We start from the raw sequence: 20,320 nt of genomic DNA, 5'->3' as shown, positions 1-20,320 counted from the left end.
CTAGCGGTTTTTCTTCAACTGGTCGTGGGGGACCAGAATCGTAGTCTCCTCGTTGATCGGCTTCATCGGCTCGAGCTTGGGCTGAGTACTCAGTGAGTCGGCCAGCTTCTGCCGTGACGCGTCCAACACCTTCTTGGTGGCCGGACTGGTGGCCACCGCCTTCGCGGCCCGGCTGATCTGCTCGTATCGTGCGCGGCCCGCTTTGGTTCCCAGGACGTACCCAGCTGCAACACCGATCAACAAACGCATCATTCCTGCTTCCCTCCAGCACCGATCGTCCTGACTCCATCCTGCCTGATGACTCGCTGGGCAGGCGATTTGGTACTTCGGTGAAGGATTCGCTACAGTTTCTCAGGCAACGCCGGAACGGGCGAAGCGAGCAAGACAATCCCCTGTAGCTCAATTGGCAGAGCTTCCGACTGTTAATCGGACGGTTGCTGGTTCGAGTCCAGCCGGGGGAGCAGCAAAGCCCCTCACCTGAGAAATCGGGTGGGGGGCTTTCTTGTTGTGGTCTGACCTTGTTTTTGTCTGACCTAGTGCGCTCGCAGCAGACCCACCGATCGAAGTGCCGATTCGACGTCTGCCGCCTTGTTTGCTTGTTCGCCGCGAATTCCCAGCCGTCGAGCGCTGAGGACGTTCACCGGGTTGTCGTCGACGAAGAAGGTCTGCTGTGGACGCGCATCGAGCAACTCCAGCGCAGCCAGGAAGGCCGCAGGTTCGGGTTTGGTAGCTCCGAGCATGCAGGAGAAAACATGCTCGTCGATTGCCGATGGAGTTACGACACTCTCGATGGCGGCCAAGAGAACAGGTCCGTTGTCGGAGAGTGTGGCGACCACGACCCCCTCGCTTCGAAGCGCGATTGCGAGATCGATGACCGCGCGGTCCGGGATGAAGGCCTTGGCCCAGGCTCGGCGTAGCTCGTCGCGGTCACCAGGAAACCCGAGTCGTCGAAAGCGTTCCAGGATCGCGGTTTCGGAGTGAATGCCGAGATCGCATTCCTGGTCGAACCCGGACGCGAACACGAGGGCATGAATCTCGTCTTCCGTGACGCCGATGGCCGCAGCCAGTTCTGCGGCGCGACGGTCAGGCTCGAATCGACACAGCACACCGCCCAAGTCGAACAACACGAGTTCAGGTGGTCCGCTGTCGTTCGCCATGTCGGAGAGGATAGGCGGCATCAGCACCCGTGAACGCGACGCGAAGATATTGGCGACAGATACACCAAAGCCCGACGCAAGTGTCTGCGTCGGGCTTTCGGTGGAACCGTCGAACTGTTTGACCGGTGCGCCTACTTCGCTGCGCGATCCGACGGCTCGAACAGCCGGATGATGTGGCTGGGGTTGATGTAGTAGACACCATTCGGAGAATTGAGAACGAGAGTGTCTTCGGTGAAATCGGTGACGGTGCCGTTCAGTTTCGCGCCGTCGGACATGATGATCCGGATCGTGGCCTTCGAGTTCTTGAATTCGGTCAGTGCAAGCTTCATGTGGTGATCCTGTTCCGTGGGGTGTGCACTCCCACGGTATCGGCTCATCGCGCCTGTGCCGACCAACCTTGGAAGACTCGACTCGAAAGAGTGCAACGCGTCACCGCCTGCCCGATTGTGATCCGCGTCGGATGTGCCGGTAACATTCGGATTCGCCGCGATGCATCGCATCCGGATGGGGCGGTAGCTCAGTCGGTTAGAGCCGTGGACTCATAATCCATTGGTCGCGGGTTCGAGCCCCGCCCGCCCCACGTTCAGTTGCCGTGAGCCCGCAGGTCAGACCCAATGACGTTTGTCGAAAGTCATGCTGCCGACGATCGCAACGGCGACAAGTGCGCAGAGTGCAATCAACAGGGCAGTTGCCCACAGGTAGTTGGTGCAGTTGCCCACACGTAGTTGGTATTGAATCGCACGCAACGCGCATGCGGGTACGGCTGAGTTGATCCTTCGTGGCTACACAAGTAAATGTCGTACCGCGATCGTCGATCTCGGACGAGGTGAAAGTCTCGGATCCGGATACCCAATCCTCGACAAGTATCGGGAGCGCAGTGCAATTGGGCGCAACCGAGCGAGCGACGTGCCGGACGTGAAGGAAAAGTAGGTACCTATCCGGGTATTTCAGCGTATGTGCTCGACGTACAGAAGTGTCACGCTTTAGACGTGCCTACCGGTGTAGGTACAAGGCAGTCGAGCCGTCCCCCCCCCGCGGCTCGGCTGCACCCAAATGTTGACGCGCTGACCGGCAGCCGACTGTCGGAAACGACTCTACGCAAGGAACGGCAACGATAGTGGGCCCCGCAACTGCGGGGCCCTTTCCCTGTCTGAAAAGCGCTGTCGGACTTGGGTCATCACCATTGAGGACTTCGTGCTCGATCACTGGAAATGAGAGCCAACGAGGGCTGTCTCGCCGTCCTTGTCTGCGTCGGATCCATTTTGCCGAGCTTCGTGAATTGCAGAATCCGCAGCCCGTGAGAGCTCAGTAGTTGCCTCGATCGGGTGCAAAACCGGGCAATCGGAACAAAACACTTGTCGATGCGTTACAAATATTGTTAAAGTGTAACGACGAACTGCAAGTGAACAGCAACTTCAAGGTCTCGCTACCGGAAGCCGATGGGCGCCGGGGGAGATTCGTCTGCTGTCGATGGACGCGACGCCGTTGGGCGGCACGGATAAAGGCTCTGTGAATTGCGCCGGGTCGCACCCCTGATCAACCTGACAGACCAACGTAACGGAGAACATACTGTGACAATCAAGAACTCGATCGGGCCTGGTGTCGAAGCCGATCATGGAAACAGGCTGTTTGGCAACACTATTCGATCAGCTGAAGGTGAGGAACTGGTCCAGCGGCTGAATGCCATGTTCGAGCGAGCGAACAGCGCAGGTCAGGTGGTGAATCAACGAGAACTCTCGACCGTGCTTTCTGTGCGGAGATCCGAGGGTTCGCCGGTCGACCGGTCGATTCCGGCGCCTGACAGGCTGATGCATGCGATCGAGGGACTCTCGTACGAATCCCTTTCCCTGTTGATTTGTGCGGCCGAGCATTTACTGCGTTCGGAAGGGGTACATGTCGACTCGACGCCCTTCACTTGAGGGGCGACGAGACCCGTCGAGGAAATCGAAGTGATCGGTCCGTCGCCGACGAACGAGTATTTTGTCACGATCGGAATGACGTAGTTACGTCGTCGTTTGTAATTCTGTTGTGCGACCGGCGAATCAGGCCTCCGGCGTTGCTCAGTCGCACGATCCCGATTCCGCTGCTTCGAAGGCTTCTTGGTGCGCTCACGCGCCTCAGCGTCGAATCCTCTCCAGTCGTCGTGCGGCCCGCTCATGTCATCGCGGACTTGATCGATCGGCGACGTGGAATCAGTCGGAGTATGTCCAGTTCTTCGGCCGATCCGAGTATCGACCGGCAAATCTTGTCGACGGAGTCAGATGCCGGATACCGGCACCGAAATACGGATCAACATTCACCTCGGGAAGCCGAATGAAGTGAATTGACTATCGCAGTCTGCTGTTGTGGTGTGAACGCTGCCCAGGCGCTGGCGGAACTCAGGGACATCGTTCCATCCAGGGCTCTGTAGCCGGGCCAACGCCGCCTCGACCGTCCCGAAAACTTCGAGGTACGCATGTGCGTCGTCGCATGTGAAGGCGAGTTCGTGTGGTTCGGCGTCGCCCCCGTCCCCGCCACACGAAGTAAGCATCAGCACGAATGGAATCGCAATACCGACCATGATGCGCTTCATCGGCCAATCGAAGCAGACCGACTCCGCTCCCGCGGACTATTCTCGATGCATGCCGATCACCCCGGATACAAAGAACTGGACCTGGGTCCTCGAACGCCCATGCGGCGAGTGCGGGTTTGATTCGTCCGCTGTTGCGTTCGCGGATGTTCCAGATCTTGTGCGTAGCAATGCCGTCTCGTGGGCCGAGGTACTGGAGGGCGAGAATGTGACGGAGCGACCGGACAGCGAAACATGGTCAGCGCTGGAGTATTCCGCCCACGTACGCGACGTGTTCAGGATCTTCAAGGTGAGGTTGGAACAGATGCTCGAATTCGACGATCCGCTATTCGAGAACTGGGATCAAGACGCAACAGCTGAGGCCGAGCGGTACAACGACCAAGATCCGGCAAAGGTGGCATCGGAATTGTCCGACGCCGCGGCGGAGGTCGCGAATGCCTTCGAAACCGTGCCAGAGGGTAGCCGCCAACGACGGGGTCTCCGCAGTGACGGATCGGCGTTCACCGTCGAATCGTTGGCGGCCTACTTCATTCACGATCCGATCCATCACCTGCACGACGTCTCGGTGTAGTCAGAGCCCGCGCACCTCCTCGAGGGTTCTTCTGGCTCCGACGGAGTGCAATGAGTCGAGGGTCTTTCGGAAGCTAGCGACAAATCGGCGATCGTCCACGAGATCGCCGAACACTTGGCGGTACCCGATGAAGGCCAACGGGTCGCTCGACTGTTTCTGGGCGAGCGGCACCAGAGTGTCCGACAGCTGATCGACGACGGTGATGGGATCTCCGTTCTCGTCTGTGCCCTCGGCGTAGCGGGCCCAGCTAGCGACAATTGCGGTGGACAGGTTGATCGACCCACCGGTGTCGAGTTGGTTCCGGATGACGGGCAACAGCCACTTGGGAATTCGATCGGACGACTCGGCACACAGACGTGCAATCGTGTCGCGGATCTGGGGGTTCGAGAATCTTTCGATGAGGGTCTTCTTGTACTGATCGAGGTCGACGCCGGGTACCGGGTCAAGGGTCGGCGTCGCTTCGAGATTCATGTAGTCGAGCAGGAACCCCGACAAGAGTTCGTCCTGGCATGCCTCGTGGACCAGGCGGTATCCGGCAAGGTAGCCGAAGTACGCGATGCCTTGATGGCCGGCATTGAGAAGGCGCAGTTTCATCAGTTCGTACGGGCGAACATCCGGCACGAGATTGACGCCGACATTCTCCAGAGGTGGCCTGCCTGAGGTGAACTCGTCCTCGAGGAACCACGCGGTGAACGGCTCAGCCGCGACCGGCCACTGATCTTCCACGCCAAACGTCTCGGCGATCTCGGTGGTCACCTCGGCTGTCGTGACGGGTGTGATCCGGTCGACCATGGAGTTGGGGAAGGCGCCGTTCTCGTCGATCCACTCCGCAAGTTCGGGATCCTTCAGGGCGGCGAACGCTCCGACTGCCGTCCTGGCGACCGATCCGTTGCCTTCGATGTTGTCGCAACTCATGATCGTGAACGGGGCGAGGCCCCGGTCGCGACGGAGTGCGAGTGCCGCACAAATCAGACCGAAGGTGGTGTGGGGGAGTGTTCCCGGCTCGAGATCGTGCATTACATCGGGATCGGACGCGTCGAACTCACCCGTAGTGTGCGAGATGTTGTATCCGCCCTCGGTGATGGTGAGAGATACGATTTTCGTCGATTCGGATGCCATCTTTTCGATCACCGCCTCCGGATCCTCCGGAGCGAACAGGTACTCGACGATCGACCCGATGACCCGGGCCTCGAGGGTTCCGTCAGAATGCTTGAGCGCCAGCGTGTAGAGGCAGTCCTGCGCGCGGAGAGCGTCTTTCATCCGCTTGTCCGACGGCATCACTCCCACTCCGCAGATTCCCCAGTCGAAGCCCTCACCGCGTCGCAGGAGATCATCGATGTACATGGCCTGGTGTGCACGGTGAAAGCCTCCGACACCGAAATGCACTATGCCAGTAGTGACTTTGCTCCGGTCGTAGTTCGGCACTTCGAGTGCAGCATCGAAGTCGAACAGGGTCTTCGTATTGAGTTCCATGAAAGTACTAGTCTCCTTCGGCGACGATGACTACGGCTTTGATGCTGCCGAGAATGCGATCGGCCACCAGGGCCTCTTGCGACTGTTCGAGTGAAAAGCGTGCTGTGACCATCGAGTCCAGATCGACGCGCCCGGCAGCGACCAATGCGGCGGCGATCGGCCACGTGTTGGCGTACCGGAACACTCCGGTCAGCATCAGTTCGCGATTCTGAATGATCGGGACCGGCAACGGTATCTCGTCGGCACCCATTCCGACCAGAACGACGGTTCCAGCGGGCCGAACTGCGTGAATCCCGTCGATCACTGCGGCCGTGGCACCCGACGCGTCGATGAATGCGTCGACGGCCAGCGAGCGTACGTCGCTCTCACGTGGATCAACGACGGTTGTTGCGCCGAATTTCAGTGCCACATCACGCCGGGCCGCGTCGATGTCCGAGACGATGACTTCCGTCGCGCCGAATGCCTTGGCCACCTGCGTCGTCACGATTCCTACCGGGCCGGCGCCGGCGATCAACACCCGAGAGCCGGCAGTGATCCCCGCCTTCTGGGCTGAGGCGATCCCTACGGAAAGTGGCTCGAACAGCGCAGCTGCCTCGTAGGACACGGAATCTGCGATGGGATGGGCGAAGTCGGCACCGATCGTGACGTAGTCGGTCAGCGCACCGTCGATCGGCGGCGTCGCGAAGAACTCCATATGAGGGCAGAGGTTGTATCTGCCTGCCTTGGATTCGGGACTTGTCGGATCGGGCTTCTGAGGCTCGATGGAGACACGCTGCCCGATGCGTCTTGGGTCGACGCCGTCACCGACCGCAGCGATGCGTCCCGATGCTTCGTGTCCGAGAACGAGCGGTGAGTTGACTACGTAAGGGCCGATGCGACCTTCGTGAAAGTAGTGCGCGTCCGACCCGCACACGCCCACGGCATGGATGCGAACGAGGACTTCACCCGCCTTCGGGGACGGTCGTGGTCTCTCGACCATCTGCATCTTTCCGGTCTCGACGAGGACATTTGCCCGAATTGTCGCAGGTAGATCGACGGATTCTCCGGAAACTGTTGTGTGGGTCACAACGTAGATGTTAGCTTAATGAGCATAAGAACATCTAGTGAGCATTTGCTCACGATCGAGAAACTTTGAACCTGATACACAAGGAGACCGTGTGAACCAGTCGGCTCAGCCCACAGGACTCAAGTCGTCGAAGTTGCCCGCTTCCGAGGATGTGCGGCTCGCCTTGCGGGCGGCGACGATGTATCACCTCGAAGGCGCCACTCAGGCGGAGATTGCAGCGAAATTGGGCGTCTCGCGGCCGACAGCCGGGCGACTGTTGGCCAGGGCGCGGACGCAAGGTTTGGTCAGGGTCGAGATTTTGGTACCGCCGGAGCTCGAAGGTTCGGTGAACACGGAGTTGGAATCGAAGCTGGAGAAGCACTTCGGGTTGGCCGAAGTGTTGATCGTCCCCGAAGCGATTTCGGATGCGGACGACCCGGACTTCGACGCACTCGGTCGACGAGCAGCGGAAGTTCTGGTTCGTCGTCTGCAGCCTTCGAGCGTTCTCGGGTTTACCTGGGGTCCGGAAACCGTTGCGGTAGCAGGATCTTTGCCGGACAAGGCCGCGAAGTGCTCGGCTGTGGTACAACTTGACGGCTCCATGACGGTGACCGACTACCAAACCGGTGTCGACTTCACCATCGGCCGATGTGCACAACAGTTGCAGGCCAATCCTATTCGTCTCAACGCTCCGCTGTATGCCGACCCGGCGACCGTGGAGTCGATGCGAAACGACTCGGTGATCTCGAAGGCGCTGCAAGCCGGAACTGATTCCGACATCATGGTTTTCGGAGTCGGTGCCGTCTCGACCGCGACGACCTTGTTTGCCGGTAGCTTCGTCGACTCGACCATGCTGGACGAGTTGGAAAGTCGAGGCGCTGTCGGTGAAATCGGCGGCCGTTTCTACTCGGTCGACGGCAATCCAGTGGAGGGGCCACTACCTGAGCGAACGGTCTCCGTCTCGCTCGACGCAGTGAAATCCTGCGATCAGACGATTCTGATTTCGGGAGGAACACACAAACGCCAGGCCGTTCTGGGCGCATTGCGCGGAGGTTTGGCAAACGTACTCGTCACCGACGTCGAGTGCGCCCAGTGGCTGCTCGAAGGCTAGCGATCTCACGAGTTTCGCGGTCCGAGCGCGCGACTGACACGCAAGTGTGAAGGAAGGTAATCCGTGAAAACAGGAAGACGAGTGTGGGGCGCTGCCGCGGCGGCGCTCTGCCTCCTGGTGTCGGGATGTGCGGGCGCTGGTGCGCTCGGTGGTTCCGGCGAACGAACAGTCACCATCGCGATGGTGTCGAACTCGCAGATGCAGGACGCCATCAAACTGGCGCCGGCTTTCGAAGCCGAGAACCCTGGCATCGACCTCAAATTCGTCAGCCTTTCCGAGAACCAGGCGCGCGCCAAGATCACGGCGTCGACGGCAACCGGCGGCGGTGAGTTCGACGTCGTGATGATCAGCAACTACGAGACACCTCAGTGGGCCGCCAACGGTTGGCTCACGAACCTGTCCGACTATGCAGACACGACGCCCGGTTACGACGAGGACGACTTCGTACCGTCGATCAAGACTTCTCTGTCGTACGAGGACAGTATGTACGCGGTCCCCTTCTACGGGGAGTCGTCGTTCCTGATGTACCGCAAGGATCTGTTCGATCAGGCGGGGATTACAGTTCCCGAAGACCCGACGTGGCAAGAAGTTGCAGGTTGGGCAGCACAGTTCGACAACCCGGACGCCAAGATGGCGGGAATCTGCTTGCGCGGAAAGCCTGGCTGGGGTGAGGTACTCGCACCGCTGAACACCGTGATCAACACCTTCGGTGGACGCTGGTACGACGAGAATTGGAATGCGCAGCTGACCAGTCCGCAGGTCGAGGATGCGGTTCAGTTCTACGTGGACACGGTCAAGGAGCACGGTCAGCCGGGTCCTGCCACAAGCGGATTCGGTGAATGTGCAACACAATTCGCGCAAGGCAACACGGCGATGTGGTACGACGCGACGTCGGCTGTGTCGGTTCTCGAGGACCCTGCGTCGTCGAAGGTAGTCGGCAACATCGGATATGCGAAGGCCCCGAAGGTCGAGAAGTCCGATCCTGGTTGGCTCTACACGTGGGCGCTCGGAATCCCGGAGTCGGCACAGAACAAATATGACGCCTGGAAGTTCATTTCCTGGATGACGAACAAGGACTACATCCAGAAGGTCGGAACCGAACTCGGCTGGTCGAGAGTTCCTCCGGGAAGTCGCCTATCGACCTACGAGATTCCGGAATATCAAGAGGCCGCACAGGCATTCGGTCCGATCACCCTCGAATCGATCAATAATGCAGATCCGAAAAACCCGACAGTGCAACCGGTTCCGTACACCGGCGTCCAGTTCCTCACCATCCCTGAGTTTCAGGACCTGGGCACTCGCGTCAGCCAGCAGATCAGTGCGGCCATCGCGGGTCAGAAGAGCGTGAAAGAAGCACTCGAACAATCCCAGCAGTATGCCGAGGTGGTCGGCAAGACCTATCAGGAGAACCGATGACTACGGTTGCCGAGCCCAGAACTACGGTGGACGACGCGCCACCGGTCCGTGTCGAAAAGAAGATCTCCCGCGCCGAGGGTTGGCGTCGTAGAGGTCCCCTGTTGCCGGCGTTGATCTTCTCGATCGTCGTCACTCAGATTCCGTTTCTGTTCACCCTCTACTACTCGACGCAGTCGTGGAACCTTGTCCGGCCGGGATCGCGGCACTTCAACGGGTTCGATAACTACATAGAGGTTTTCAAGGACAGTCAGTTTCGGGAAGTCGCGGTCAACACGGTCATCATGATCGTGGGTACGGTCATCGTTTCGGTGATCCTCGGACTCGCGCTGGCGCTGCTGCTCGACCGCGCATTCCTTGGTCGGGGCATCGTCCGGACACTGCTGATCACGCCGTTTCTCATCACTCCCGTCGCCGGCGCATTGCTTTGGAAGACAACAATGTTCGACCCGGTGTTCGGTATCGTGAACTTCGTACTCCAGCCTTTCGGCGTCGGCCAGGTCGACTGGGTCAGCAAGTTTCCGCTCGCCGCCGTCATGATCAATCTGATCTGGCAGTGGACGCCCTTCATGATGCTGCTCATTCTGGCCGGTTTGCAGTCCATGCCCCGAGACATTCTCGAAGCCGCACGAGTGGACGGAGCCAAGCCGTTTGCGATGTTCCGCGAACTGACGTTGCCGCACCTGCGCCGCTTCATCGAACTCGGTGCAGTTCTGGGTGCGATCTACCTCGTGAACACCTTTGACGCGGTGTACATGATGACGTCGGGCGGGCCCGGCGTGGCCAGCTCGAACCTGCCGTTCTACATCTACCAGCGCGCGTTCCTCGGCTTCGACGTAGGTCAAGCTGCGGCGATGGGTGTCGTAACAGTGATCGCGACGATCATCGTGTCGACACTTGCGCTCCGATTGATCTTCAAGAGCTTCACCGGCAACGAGGAGGCGGCGTGATGACTGCCGTAGAGACGACAAGCGCGACGGCCGACAAGCCCGTCGTCAAGAAAAGGAAGAGCAGCAAGTTCAGTCCGTGGTCGGTTGTGGCGTGGATCGCCGCTCTCGGGTTTTTCTTCCCGGTCTTCTGGATGGTCCTCACCGCGTTCAAGACCGAGGCAGACGCCTACACGGATCCGCCGAAGCTGTTCTTCACTCCCACCCTCGAACAGTTCCGTGCCGTCCTCGACTCCGGTCTCGGCACGACGCTGGCAAACTCCGCATTTGCGACGGCCATGTCGACGATTCTTGTTCTGCTACTGGGTGTTCCGGCTGCGTTTGCATTGTCGCTTCGCCCGGTAGCCAAGACTCAGGACGTTCTGTTCTTTTTCATCAGTACCAAGATGCTCCCAGTCGTCGCTGCAATCGTGCCGCTGTACGTGATCGTCAACGACATCGGATTGCTCGACAACATCTGGGCGCTGGTCATCTTGTACACATCGATGAATCTGCCGATCGCAGTGTGGATGATGCGTTCGTTCTTTCTCGAAGTCCCCGGCGAACTTCTCGAAGCTGCCAGCATGGACGGCGCGAGTTTGTGGACCTCGGTTCGCGAGGTGATCCTCCCGCTGATCTCGCCCGGAATTGCTGCGACTGCGCTGATCTGCGTGATCTTCTCGTGGAACGAATTCTTCTTCGCAGTCAACCTGACAGCTGTTCAAGCGCAGACGATTCCGGTCTTCCTGGTCGGGTTCATCACCGGCGAGGGACTGTACTGGGCTCGGCTCTCCGCGGCAGCGACCATGGCGGCATTGCCCGTCATCCTGGCCGGTTGGTTCGCCCAGAACAAACTGGTGCGCGGCCTGTCCTTCGGTGCAATCAAATAATTCTCCTCACCCTCTCAGGAGTTCGTCATGGCTGAAATCTCGTACCAGAAAGCGTCTTGCATCTACGAAGGTGCCGGGACCCTCGCTGTCGATTCACTCGATCTCGACATCAACGACGGGGAGTTCATCGTGCTCGTCGGTCCGTCAGGTTCCGGAAAGTCCACGGCCCTGCGCATGTTGGCAGGGCTCGAGGACATCGATTCCGGCGCGATCACCATCAACGGCAAGGACATGACCGATGTCCCGTCCAAGGATCGCGACATCGCAATGGTCTTCCAGAATTACGCGCTGTACCCCAACAAAACCGTCGGGGAAAATATGGGGTTCGCGTTGAAGATGCGCGGTGTGCCCGTTGAGGAGCGTAAGAAGAAAGTGGCCGAAGCGGCCAAACTGCTTGACCTGACTGACTATCTCGACCGCAAGCCGGCCAAGCTTTCCGGTGGTCAACGGCAGCGAGTTGCCATGGGCCGAGCTATCGTTCGTGAACCGCAAGTGTTCTGCATGGACGAGCCGCTCTCCAACCTCGACGCAAAGCTACGCGTCCAGACCCGCACGCAGATCGCGGCGTTGCAGCGTCGTCTCGGAACCACCACCGTCTACGTCACGCACGATCAGGTGGAAGCGATGACGATGGGTGATCGCGTGGCAGTGCTCAAGGGCGGCAAGTTGCAACAATTCGCTTCTCCGACCGAACTTTACGATCGGCCGGCCAATGCGTTTGTTGCAGGCTTCATCGGATCTCCAGGTATGAACTTGGTAACGGCGCCGGTCAGTTCGGGTGGGGTGCGTTTCGGCGACGTCGAGGTTCCGCTGGACCGCGAGCAGATGGCGGCAATCGCCGCGGCCGGTCTGGCTTCGGTCACAGTAGGAATTCGGCCCGAGCAATTCCAGGTGGTCGCTGCCGGAGACGGAATCGCAGCTCAGATCGACCTGGTAGAGGAACTGGGCAACGAGTCGTACATCTACGCACACGTGCCTGGTACCGAAGCCGACCCGATCTCGCTCGTTGCACGCACCGGCGGGCGATCGAAGCTGCAGTACGGCCAGACGCTGGGCTTCGAGCGGGTGGACGGCCTCGTTCACCTCTTCGACCCGGCTACGGGCGAGCGTGTGGGTAGCTGAATCCCATCACAATCGTGACCTGCTCGGCACCCGAACTCGTTCGTGCCGAGCAGGTCACATCCATCTTCGACTGGTGAGAAGGTTAGGGTCTACCGATGAGTGATACACGCGAACGATCCGTCGTGGTGTGTGGTGAGGGACTGGTTGATCTGGTTCCGGTGGGGGAGAACTTCTCACCCAAGTTGGGCGGTGGACCGTTCAACGTTGCGATTGCACTGGGTCGACTCGGATCCGACGTGGGATTCGTCTCTCGCTTGTCCACAGACGCTTTCGGAGATCGGATGATCGACTCGCTGGCCGCGTCCAATGTCGACACAACTGGGGTCGAACGTGGGCCCGAGCCGACAACTCTGGCCGTCGTGAACCTTGCAGCGGACGGAGGTGCGCGGTATTCCTTCTACCTCGAGGGAACGGCAGATCGACAGTTCGCGCTGCCGAAACTTCCCTCTGCCCGGGCATTCTCGTTCGGAACGCTGTCGCTGGTGCTCGAGCCCGGGGCCTCGGCCTACGAAGCTTTGCTGCACGAAGCACACGCCCGCGGTCGACTCACCATGGTCGACCCCAACATTCGTCCGGCGGTGATCTCCGACCCGGACGCGTATCGACGACGGTTTCGTTCGTGGTTGCCCGCCATCGATATTCTCAAAGTGAGCGACGACGACGCGAAGTGGTTGGGTTCGGTCGACGGCGCCGAGTGGCTCCACGAAGGCGTCGGCGCCGTCCTGCTCACCCGTGGTGGTGACGGGTTGCGGTTGATCACCGAGGAACTCGATGTTTCGGTGCCGGCGCCCGCGGTCGACGTCGCGGACACGATCGGTGCGGGCGACACCGTTCACGGAGCCCTGTTGGCCTACCTTGATCGTCACGACGCACTCGACGTCGCTGTTGTGCGTGCGTTCACCGAGGCAGATTGGTCGGCCGCGTTGACCTTTGCCGCACGCGCGGCAGCCGTCACCGTGTCACGTCCCGGGGCGGATCCGCCGTGGTCAAGGGAGTTGGGCCTGCCCGTCTAGCACTGGGGACCACCGCCCTACTGCGAGCGCAGTACGTCGAACTGCCTACCTGTGCACGATGTGCGACGGGGTCGTGTATCGGCACAGTGACACGCATGTCGATATTCCTGTACAAACTCTCGCGACTCGCGTTTCGGCGCCGTTGGGCAATGGTGGGCTTCTGGGTCGTCCTGCTGGTGGCGGGCGGAGTAGGCGCAGCAACGCTGTCCGGTCCGACCGTCAATACGTTGTCGATTCCGGGCACCGAATCACAAGCGGCGCAAGATCTTCTGGCTGAAAGATTTCCGCAATCGTCCACCGACGGAGCCAGTGCTCGCATCGTCTTCGAATCTCCGGCGGGCACGACGCTCACCGATCCGGCGATTCGACAATCCGTCAGTGACTTGGTCTCTGCGCTCGGGAAGGATCCTGAGATTGCAGCGGTATCGGATCCGTATGCCTCCGGCGGAGTGTCGCCGACTGGGACGATCGGATACATGCAGGTCTCCTATACCGCCGACTCGATGGACTTACCGGACAGTTCGAAAGAACTGCTCGAGTCCGCCGTCCACGACGCCGCGGATTCAGGGCTGGCAGTCGATGTTGCCGGCAACGTGCTGATGGAAAGCAGTGCCGAATCGATGGGCGAAGTGATCGGCGTCGCGATCGCCGCTGTGGTCCTGACGGTCACTTTCGGTTCGTTGGTGGCAGCAGGGCTTCCCTTGATCAGCGCGTTGATCGGCATCGGCATCGCGATCTGCACGATCACTATCGCAACTGGTTTCATCGAATTGGGTTCGAGCACAACCGTCCTGGCAATGATGCTGGGGCTCGCCGTGGCGATCGACTATTCGCTCTTCATCGTCTCGCGCTACCGCTCCGAACTACGTGACGGACATGATCCGGAAATTGCTGCGGGCCGCGCAGCGGGGACGGCGGGTTCGGCCGTAGTGTTCGCGGGGTTGACGGTGCTCATCGCATTGGCAGGACTGTTCGTCGTGAACATCCCGTTCCTGACGAGCATGGGTCTGGCTGCGGCGTTTGCAGTTGCTGTTGCAGTGGTGATTTCACTGACCCTGCTGCCCGCCACGCTGGGATTTGCTGGATTGCGCGTTCTGAGCCGATCCGATCGTCGCCTGCTTGCGTCCGGTGGTCAGTTGACGCATCGCAAGACGAAGGAAGGCGCAGGCTCGCGATGGGCCAAGTTCGTGATCCGGCGTCGAGTTCCGGTTTTGCTCGCGTCTGTCCTCGGGTTGGGATTGCTGGCGATCCCCACCTTCGGAATCAACCTGAGTTTGGCGAGCCCACCAGTGCCCGACACAACTGCCGCCAGGGCTACCGACCGACTATCCGAGGGGTTCGGTGCCGGGTTCAGCGGTCCGCTCATGGTGGTCGTCGACGTTGCCGACGCCACAGATCCGGCAGCGGCATTGAGCGGCGCCCAGGAAAAGCTCGGTGCTCTGCCTGACATAGCGGCAGTGACGCCGCCAGCACTCAACCAGGCCGGCGATACAGCAGTCGTCACGGTGGTTCCCTCGAGCGGCCCCGAAACCGAGGCAACAAAGGCACTCGTCGCAGATATACGTGAGGTCGCCGGATCACTGACCGACGAGACCGGAGCCACGATGTCGGTCACCGGTCAGACAGCGTTGACGATCGACGTTTCGGATCGCCTGGCCGACGCCCTGGTTCCCTACCTCGCATTGGTCGTCGGCCTCGCCTTCATCCTCCTGATGTTGGTGTTCCGCTCGATCTTGGTACCACTCAAGGCAACTCTCGGATTTCTGCTCTCGATCGGTGCGACGTTCGGTGTGCTGGTCGCGATCTTCCAGTGGGGTTGGTTCGCCGGCATTCTCGGAATCGAAGGTCAAACCGGATCAGTTGTGGCGATGTTGCCCATCTTCATGATCGGCATCGTCTTCGGGTTGGCGATGGACTACCAGGTGTTCCTGGTGACCAGAATGCGTGAAGCGTTCGTCCACGGTGACGGACCGGATGAAGCAGTCGTGAAGGGCTTCGACCAGGGCGCGCGAGTGGTCACGGCCGCGGCGCTGATCATGATCGCCGTTTTCGCGGGCTTCATCTTCGGCGGCGACGCCTTCATCATGCAGATCGGACTCGGACTCTCGTTCGCGGTTCTGTTCGACGCCTTCGTGATTCGTATGACCGTCGTACCGGCCGTCATGTCCCTGTTGGGCTCGAGGGCATGGTGGTTCCCCTCATGGCTGGACCGGTTGGTCCCGAACGTCGATGTCGAGGGGGAGCAGTTGCGAGCGCTGCTCGCAGATTCGAAGGAATCCAGTGAACCCACGAGCGACAAGTTGTCGGTGTGACCCGGATACGGTAGATCGATGACTTCGACATCGACGTGGGGTCGATGGTGTGCGGAACACCCGCGCACCATCGACCTGGCACTGGCGATTCTCGTGCTCCTTGCCACGTGGACGGCGCACCGCATCGCGCTCGACGGCAATGACACCCGCGAGGTCACGGTTGTGGGAGTGCTTGTAACAGCGATCGCAGCGGCAACCATCGTGTTCCGAAGGCGCTATCCGTTCTCGGCACTGGCGGTGGCAGTACTCCTCGGCGTATTGATGATTGCACTGTCAGCGCCGCCGAATGCCGGCACAGGTTCCGCAGCGATGGTGTGCCTCTACTACGTTGCCAGCACGAGTGACCGCCGGAGGACCTTCTTCGCAGCGGCGAGCACAGTCAGCTCGCTGATGCTCGTCACGATCTTCCTGGGAGTGGGGAACAATCTCCTGCAGGAGGCACTGGGGTTGTTGGCTTGGTTGCTGATGGCAAGTTTTGCCGGCGCCGAGGTCCGTTCTCGCCGAGCCTATCTGGAGTCCGTCGAGGCGCGCGCGGTGCAAGCGGAAAGAATGCGCGAGGACGAGGCCCGACACCGCGTCGTCGAAGAAAGGATGCGGATTGCGCGAGACCTGCACGACGTTGTCGCGCACCACATTGCCTTGGTCAACCTGCAAGTCGGGGTCGCGTCGCACTTGATCGGGAAAGACCCGGAGAAGGCGACGACTGCACTACGCGGAGTGGAGGAAACGTCCAAGGCGGCACTCGATGAAATTCGGGCCACGGTCGGAGTTCTCCGTGATGCTCAGGACGGTGATCGCTCGATGAAGCCGGCTCCGGGGCTTTCGGATCTACCGGCACTGGTGGATCAATTCGTCAGTGCAGGAATGGAAATCGATGTGCGCGCTGTGGGTTCGCTGCGCCCACTCGGGCCCGCAGTAGATCTCACAGCGTACCGAATTATCCAGGAGGCACTCGTGAATGCGAGCAAGCATGCGCTGCCAGGAGCCGTCACCGTGTCGTTGTCATACGAAGCCGAGGTTCTGATGCTGTCGGTCGAAAACGCCGGAACGGCAGTGCCTTCGACGTCACCACCCGGGTACGGACTGCTGGGAATGAAGGAGAGGGCACAGGCGATGGGAGGCGAGGTCTCAGCAGGATTCCGCGCCGACGGGGGATTTCGTGTGGACGCCCAACTACCGCTTGTCTCGGTGTCCAGGGGTTCGGAGCGTGAGGAGTCGTGAGTATTCGGGTGGTAGTGGCAGACGATCAGGCGCTCTTCCGTCAAACGCTTGCGCTGCTGATCGGTTCGGAAGAGGACATGGAGGTGGTCGCCGAGGCGGCAGACGGAGAGCAGGCATTCCAGGCGGCGCTCGAGCATCGACCCGACGTTGTATTGATGGACATTCGAATGCCAGGCACCAGCGGAGTCGAAGCGACCGGCATGATTGCCGATCATCCGGATTTGACCGACGTGCACGTGTTGATTCTTACCACCTTCGAAGTGGATGAGCATGTGGCACAGGCGATCCGGGCGGGAGCCAGCGGCTTCATCGGCAAAGGAATCCGAGCCGAGGATCTACTCGATGCTGTTCGGACGGTCGCAGGTGGGAACTCTTTGCTGTCGCCGATTGCGACCAGCGCGTTGATTTCTCGGTTCCTTTCCACTCCGTCGCGGGCCGACTCGACTTCTGGGATTTTCGGTCAGTTGACCCCACGCGAGCTCGAAGTGGTAACCCTCGTTGCCCTCGGGATGTCCAACGACGAAATCGCTGCGGAATTGGTGATCAGCGCGGTCACGGCAAAAACGCACGTGAACCGGGCGATGACAAAACTGGATGTCCGCGACCGCGCGCAACTGGTGGTTCTCGCCTATCAATGCGGTGTGGTGATTCCGGGACGCTCGGTGGATTGACTCGAGAAACTCTTGACTCGAACGGGTGTTCGAGTATTGTTTGGGGAGGGGATCGGGGGATTCAATGAGTGTCTTGTTGTCGGATGTGGTGTCTGGTTCTGCGGTGGGGTTACGCGGACGTCTGTGGCGGTTGTCTGCTGCCGAGTTGCGTGCTGCTGCTGTCGAGGCGAGTGCGGAGATTCTGCGTCTCGAAGCTGTGCGTGTGGCGGTGGTGGACGAGTTGTCGTTGCGCCCGGATGATCAGGTGATTGCCAGTCGCGGTGTGGGTGCGTGGTTGGCGGCGAACACGATGCTGCAGGTTCGGGACGGGAAGAAGATCGCCGCGTTGGGTGCGGCTTTGCGGCCGTTTCCGGCGGTGGCTGCTCGGTTCGATGGCGGGGATTGCTCGTTCGATCATGCTGTGTTGATCGTGGCGTTCTGTGAGTCACCGCCGAAGGGGATGTCGGAGGAGGCGCTCCCTCGCTGTATCGATTTGTTGTTGGCTGCTGCGTCGGGTGTGGAGGCGACGACGACGAAGGTGCGGGACGTGATCGCGACGTTGGAGCGGTTGTTCGAATCGGATGAGATCCCGCCCGCCGAGGATGTCGATCTCAATGAGTTGCGGATCGCGTCGACCTTGAATGGTCGGGTGGTGGTGCGTGGTGATTTCGATGCTCTCACCGGGGAAATGTTGTTGTCGGCGTTGTCGAATCTGACGATGCCGACCCCGGCACTCGATGGAACCCCGGATTCTCGGTCGGCGGCGAAGCGGACTGCGGATGGGTTCACGGAACTGATCCGGCGTTATCTCGATTGCGCCAAGACCGGAATCGATGGTGGTCAGCGTCCGCACGTGAATGTGCACATCAATGCTCGTGATTTGGCGGAGCATCGGGATTGCGCCGCGTCGCCTTCTGATGTGGACGACGAAGGCTCACCCGATCTGGACTTGTCGGATCTCGATGTCGGGCACATGCCCTGGCTCGGACCACTGTCCGTATCGCAGACCAGGCTTCTCGGGTGTGATTGTTTCCTGTCGACCGTTCTGCTCGACGATCACGGCGCGCCCTTGGATGCGCAACCAGGAAAACGATTGGTCACCGCCGAACAGCGAGTGGCGTTGATCGCCCGGGACAAGGGCTGCGCGTTCCCGGGCTGCACATGCGTGCCCGCCTGGACGGATGCGCACCATATCCGGCACTGGGCGAACGGCGGGCCGACGGTGATGAACAACCTGGTCCTGCTGTGCCGTTCACATCATCGGTTGATGCACCGCAAATCAGGGTTCGTCGGGAAATGGGCGATCCGAATAGGCGCCGACAACAAACCGTGGTTCATCCCGCCGCTCTCGATCGACCCCGGGCAGCACCCACGGCCGGCGAACACCACCTTCAAAACCTGAGGGGCCAAACCTCAGATGCACCAGAACATGCCCAGGCCTGTTTCAGACCCGCTGCTCTGTGTCCGACCGATTGGTGGGAGGTGGAGTCGAATGGTTGCGTGCTTTCGGGGCGGCTCTACTTTCGGGTGCCCGTGTGGCCTGTCCCACTCAGTGGGTCATTATTCCGTTGTTGCCGCGCCGGTTGTGCCAGGTCATTTGGACGTCTGACCTGCAGTGCAAAATCTTTCGTTAGAACACGTTCCAATTTCGCAGATTTGTGGCTATGGTCACAGAGATAGATGCGGGTGTGCGAATGAAAGGGTGAAGTGACGTGAAGACCAAGGGTGCAATCCTGTGGGGCCTCAATGAAAAGTGGTCCGTCGAGGAGATCGAGATCGGTGAGCCGGTAGCCGGCGAAGTTCAGATTCGCATGGAAGCGGCCGGAATGTGCCACTCCGATCACCACATCGTCACCGGCGCGACCCCGATGCCGTCGTTCCCCGTCATGGGTGGGCACGAGGGTTCGGGCGTCATCACCAAGCTCGGCCCGGAGGTCAAGGGTCTGGAGGTCGGCGACCACGTCGTTCTGTCCTTCATTCCGGCTTGTGGAACCTGTCCGGCGTGTTCGGCCGGTCATCAGAACCTGTGTGACCTCGGGATGGGCCTCCTCAGCGGCCAGGCCATCAGTGACGGCACTTACCGGATCCAGGCTCGCGGCGAAAACGTGATCCCGATGTGCCTGCTAGGGACGTTCTCGCCCTACATGGTCGTGAACCAGTCGTCAGTGGTGAAGATCGACAAGGACATTCCGTTCGAGGTTGCCGCACTCGTCGGTTGCGGCGTTCCGACCGGTTGGGGATCGGCAACCCACATCGCCGATGTGAAGCCCGGCGAAGACGTTGTGATCATGGGTGTCGGCGGCGTCGGTATCAGTGCGCTACAGGGTGCAGTTGCATCGGGCGCCCGGTACATCTTTGCCATCGACCCCGTGCCGTGGAAGCGTGAGCAGGCTCTGAAGTTCGGCGCAACGCACGCTTTCGAAAGCGCTGCCGCTGCCATTCAGCCGATCATCGACGCTACGTATGGCCGCATGGCACAGAAGACGATCATCACCGTCGGCGAAATGAGGGGTGAGTACGTCGAAGAAGCGATGATTCTGACGGCAAAGGCCGGCCGTTGTGTCGTCACCGCAATGGGGCACCTGACGGACATGGATGTGAAGCTGAACCTGTTCCTGATGGCGATGCTTCAGAAGGACCTTCAGGGCAACATTTTCGGCGGTGGCAACGCTCGCCAGGACGTGCCGAACCTCCTCGCGATGTACAAGGCAGGCAAGCTGAACCTCGACGACATGGTGACTCGGACCTACACGCTCGAAGGCGTGAACGACGGCTACCAGGACATGTTGGATGGCAAGAACATCCGCGGCGTCATCCGCTACACCGAAGCTGACTGGTGATCGGAAG

The 20,320-nt window shown here is 60.3% G+C and carries 18 protein-coding genes and 2 tRNA genes; 15 read left to right on the top strand and 5 right to left on the bottom strand.

Annotated features, from left to right (window positions below):
* On the bottom strand, positions 1 to 252 hold the full coding sequence (locus ACVZUB_RS18210) for a hypothetical protein (protein ID WP_003941570.1): 252 nt from the start codon (positions 250 to 252) through the stop codon (positions 1 to 3).
* A 136-nt stretch (positions 253 to 388) separates the two neighbouring features.
* Here ACVZUB_RS18210 and ACVZUB_RS18205 point away from each other — a divergent pair.
* Positions 389 to 461, top strand: a tRNA-Asn gene (locus tag ACVZUB_RS18205).
* Between the two features lie 72 nt (positions 462 to 533).
* Here ACVZUB_RS18205 and ACVZUB_RS18200 read toward each other — a convergent pair.
* Both ACVZUB_RS18200 and ACVZUB_RS18195 read right to left on the bottom strand, forming a co-directional pair.
* Positions 534 to 1,157 carry an HAD-IA family hydrolase gene (locus ACVZUB_RS18200; RefSeq protein WP_223304513.1) on the bottom strand — a complete coding sequence of 208 codons (624 nt, stop codon included), beginning with the start codon at positions 1,155 to 1,157 and terminating at the stop codon, positions 534 to 536.
* A gap of 131 nt (positions 1,158 to 1,288) precedes the next feature.
* Entirely contained in the window at positions 1,289 to 1,486 is a 198-nt protein-coding gene (locus tag ACVZUB_RS18195; RefSeq protein ID WP_003941659.1) for a hypothetical protein, read from the bottom strand.
* Positions 1,487 to 1,663: 177 nt separating this feature from the next.
* Here ACVZUB_RS18195 and ACVZUB_RS18190 point away from each other — a divergent pair.
* From ACVZUB_RS18190 to ACVZUB_RS18180, 3 genes are all read left to right on the top strand, one after another.
* A tRNA-Ile gene (locus ACVZUB_RS18190) sits at positions 1,664 to 1,737 on the top strand.
* A gap of 934 nt (positions 1,738 to 2,671) precedes the next feature.
* Positions 2,672 to 3,076, top strand: coding sequence for a hypothetical protein (locus ACVZUB_RS18185; protein ID WP_232329877.1), 405 nt, complete (start codon positions 2,672 to 2,674; stop codon positions 3,074 to 3,076).
* 702 nt (positions 3,077 to 3,778) lie between these two features.
* Positions 3,779 to 4,297: a DinB family protein gene (locus ACVZUB_RS18180; protein ID WP_054781979.1), complete on the top strand. Its 519-nt coding sequence runs from the start codon at positions 3,779 to 3,781 to the stop codon at positions 4,295 to 4,297.
* Here ACVZUB_RS18180 and ACVZUB_RS18175 read toward each other — a convergent pair whose 3' ends face one another.
* Positions 4,298 to 5,770 carry a mannitol dehydrogenase family protein gene (locus ACVZUB_RS18175; RefSeq protein WP_081558018.1) on the bottom strand — a complete coding sequence of 491 codons (1,473 nt, stop codon included), beginning with the start codon at positions 5,768 to 5,770 and terminating at the stop codon, positions 4,298 to 4,300.
* Positions 5,771 to 5,777: 7 nt separating this feature from the next.
* On the bottom strand, positions 5,778 to 6,788 hold the full coding sequence (locus ACVZUB_RS18170; RefSeq protein ID WP_042450271.1) for an NAD(P)-dependent alcohol dehydrogenase: 1,011 nt from the start codon (positions 6,786 to 6,788) through the stop codon (positions 5,778 to 5,780).
* 139 nt (positions 6,789 to 6,927) lie between these two features.
* Here ACVZUB_RS18170 and ACVZUB_RS18165 point away from each other — a divergent pair, with 139 nt between their 5' ends.
* The 11 genes from ACVZUB_RS18165 (at position 6,928) to ACVZUB_RS18115 (ending at position 20,313) form a co-directional block, all read left to right on the top strand.
* Positions 6,928 to 7,926, top strand: a complete 999-nt coding sequence (locus ACVZUB_RS18165; RefSeq protein ID WP_054781980.1) for a sugar-binding transcriptional regulator — start codon at positions 6,928 to 6,930, stop codon at positions 7,924 to 7,926.
* 63 nt (positions 7,927 to 7,989) lie between these two features.
* On the top strand, positions 7,990 to 9,342 hold the full coding sequence (locus tag ACVZUB_RS18160) for an ABC transporter substrate-binding protein (protein ID WP_081558017.1): 1,353 nt from the start codon (positions 7,990 to 7,992) through the stop codon (positions 9,340 to 9,342).
* Positions 9,339 to 10,289: a carbohydrate ABC transporter permease gene (locus ACVZUB_RS18155; protein WP_019748978.1), complete on the top strand. Its 951-nt coding sequence runs from the start codon at positions 9,339 to 9,341 to the stop codon at positions 10,287 to 10,289. The genes ACVZUB_RS18160 and ACVZUB_RS18155 overlap by 4 nt, the downstream gene beginning before the upstream one ends.
* On the top strand, positions 10,289 to 11,155 hold the full coding sequence (locus ACVZUB_RS18150; RefSeq protein ID WP_054781981.1) for a carbohydrate ABC transporter permease: 867 nt from the start codon (positions 10,289 to 10,291) through the stop codon (positions 11,153 to 11,155). Before ACVZUB_RS18155 ends, ACVZUB_RS18150 begins: the two co-directional genes overlap by 1 nt.
* Before the next feature lie 27 nt (positions 11,156 to 11,182).
* Positions 11,183 to 12,277 (top strand): ABC transporter ATP-binding protein, encoded by a 1,095-nt coding sequence (locus ACVZUB_RS18145; RefSeq protein WP_042450146.1) that lies wholly within the window; start codon positions 11,183 to 11,185, stop codon positions 12,275 to 12,277.
* A 95-nt stretch (positions 12,278 to 12,372) separates the two neighbouring features.
* Positions 12,373 to 13,290 carry a carbohydrate kinase family protein gene (locus ACVZUB_RS18140; RefSeq protein ID WP_007731141.1) on the top strand — a complete coding sequence of 306 codons (918 nt, stop codon included), beginning with the start codon at positions 12,373 to 12,375 and terminating at the stop codon, positions 13,288 to 13,290.
* Positions 13,291 to 13,385: 95 nt separating this feature from the next.
* Positions 13,386 to 15,602, top strand: coding sequence for an MMPL family transporter (locus ACVZUB_RS18135; protein WP_482627623.1), 2,217 nt, complete (start codon positions 13,386 to 13,388; stop codon positions 15,600 to 15,602).
* Positions 15,603 to 15,620: 18 nt separating this feature from the next.
* Positions 15,621 to 16,823 (top strand): sensor histidine kinase, encoded by a 1,203-nt coding sequence (locus tag ACVZUB_RS18130; RefSeq protein WP_058039428.1) that lies wholly within the window; start codon positions 15,621 to 15,623, stop codon positions 16,821 to 16,823.
* Complete coding sequence (locus tag ACVZUB_RS18125) at positions 16,820 to 17,494, top strand: response regulator transcription factor (RefSeq protein ID WP_054781976.1); 675 nt, start codon at positions 16,820 to 16,822, stop codon at positions 17,492 to 17,494. Before ACVZUB_RS18130 ends, ACVZUB_RS18125 begins: the two co-directional genes overlap by 4 nt.
* Positions 17,495 to 17,558: 64 nt before the next feature.
* Positions 17,559 to 18,875 (top strand): HNH endonuclease signature motif containing protein, encoded by a 1,317-nt coding sequence (locus tag ACVZUB_RS18120; RefSeq protein ID WP_482627622.1) that lies wholly within the window; start codon positions 17,559 to 17,561, stop codon positions 18,873 to 18,875.
* 310 nt (positions 18,876 to 19,185) lie between these two features.
* Complete coding sequence (locus ACVZUB_RS18115) at positions 19,186 to 20,313, top strand: NDMA-dependent alcohol dehydrogenase (RefSeq protein ID WP_007735481.1); 1,128 nt, start codon at positions 19,186 to 19,188, stop codon at positions 20,311 to 20,313.
* The last annotated feature ends 7 nt before the right edge of the window (positions 20,314 to 20,320 follow it).

The sequence above is a fragment of the Rhodococcus sp. OS5 genome (genome assembly GCF_056837585.1).
The sequence above is the reverse complement of the archived record's forward strand: the minus strand, read 5'-3'. Positions and strand labels throughout refer to the sequence as shown.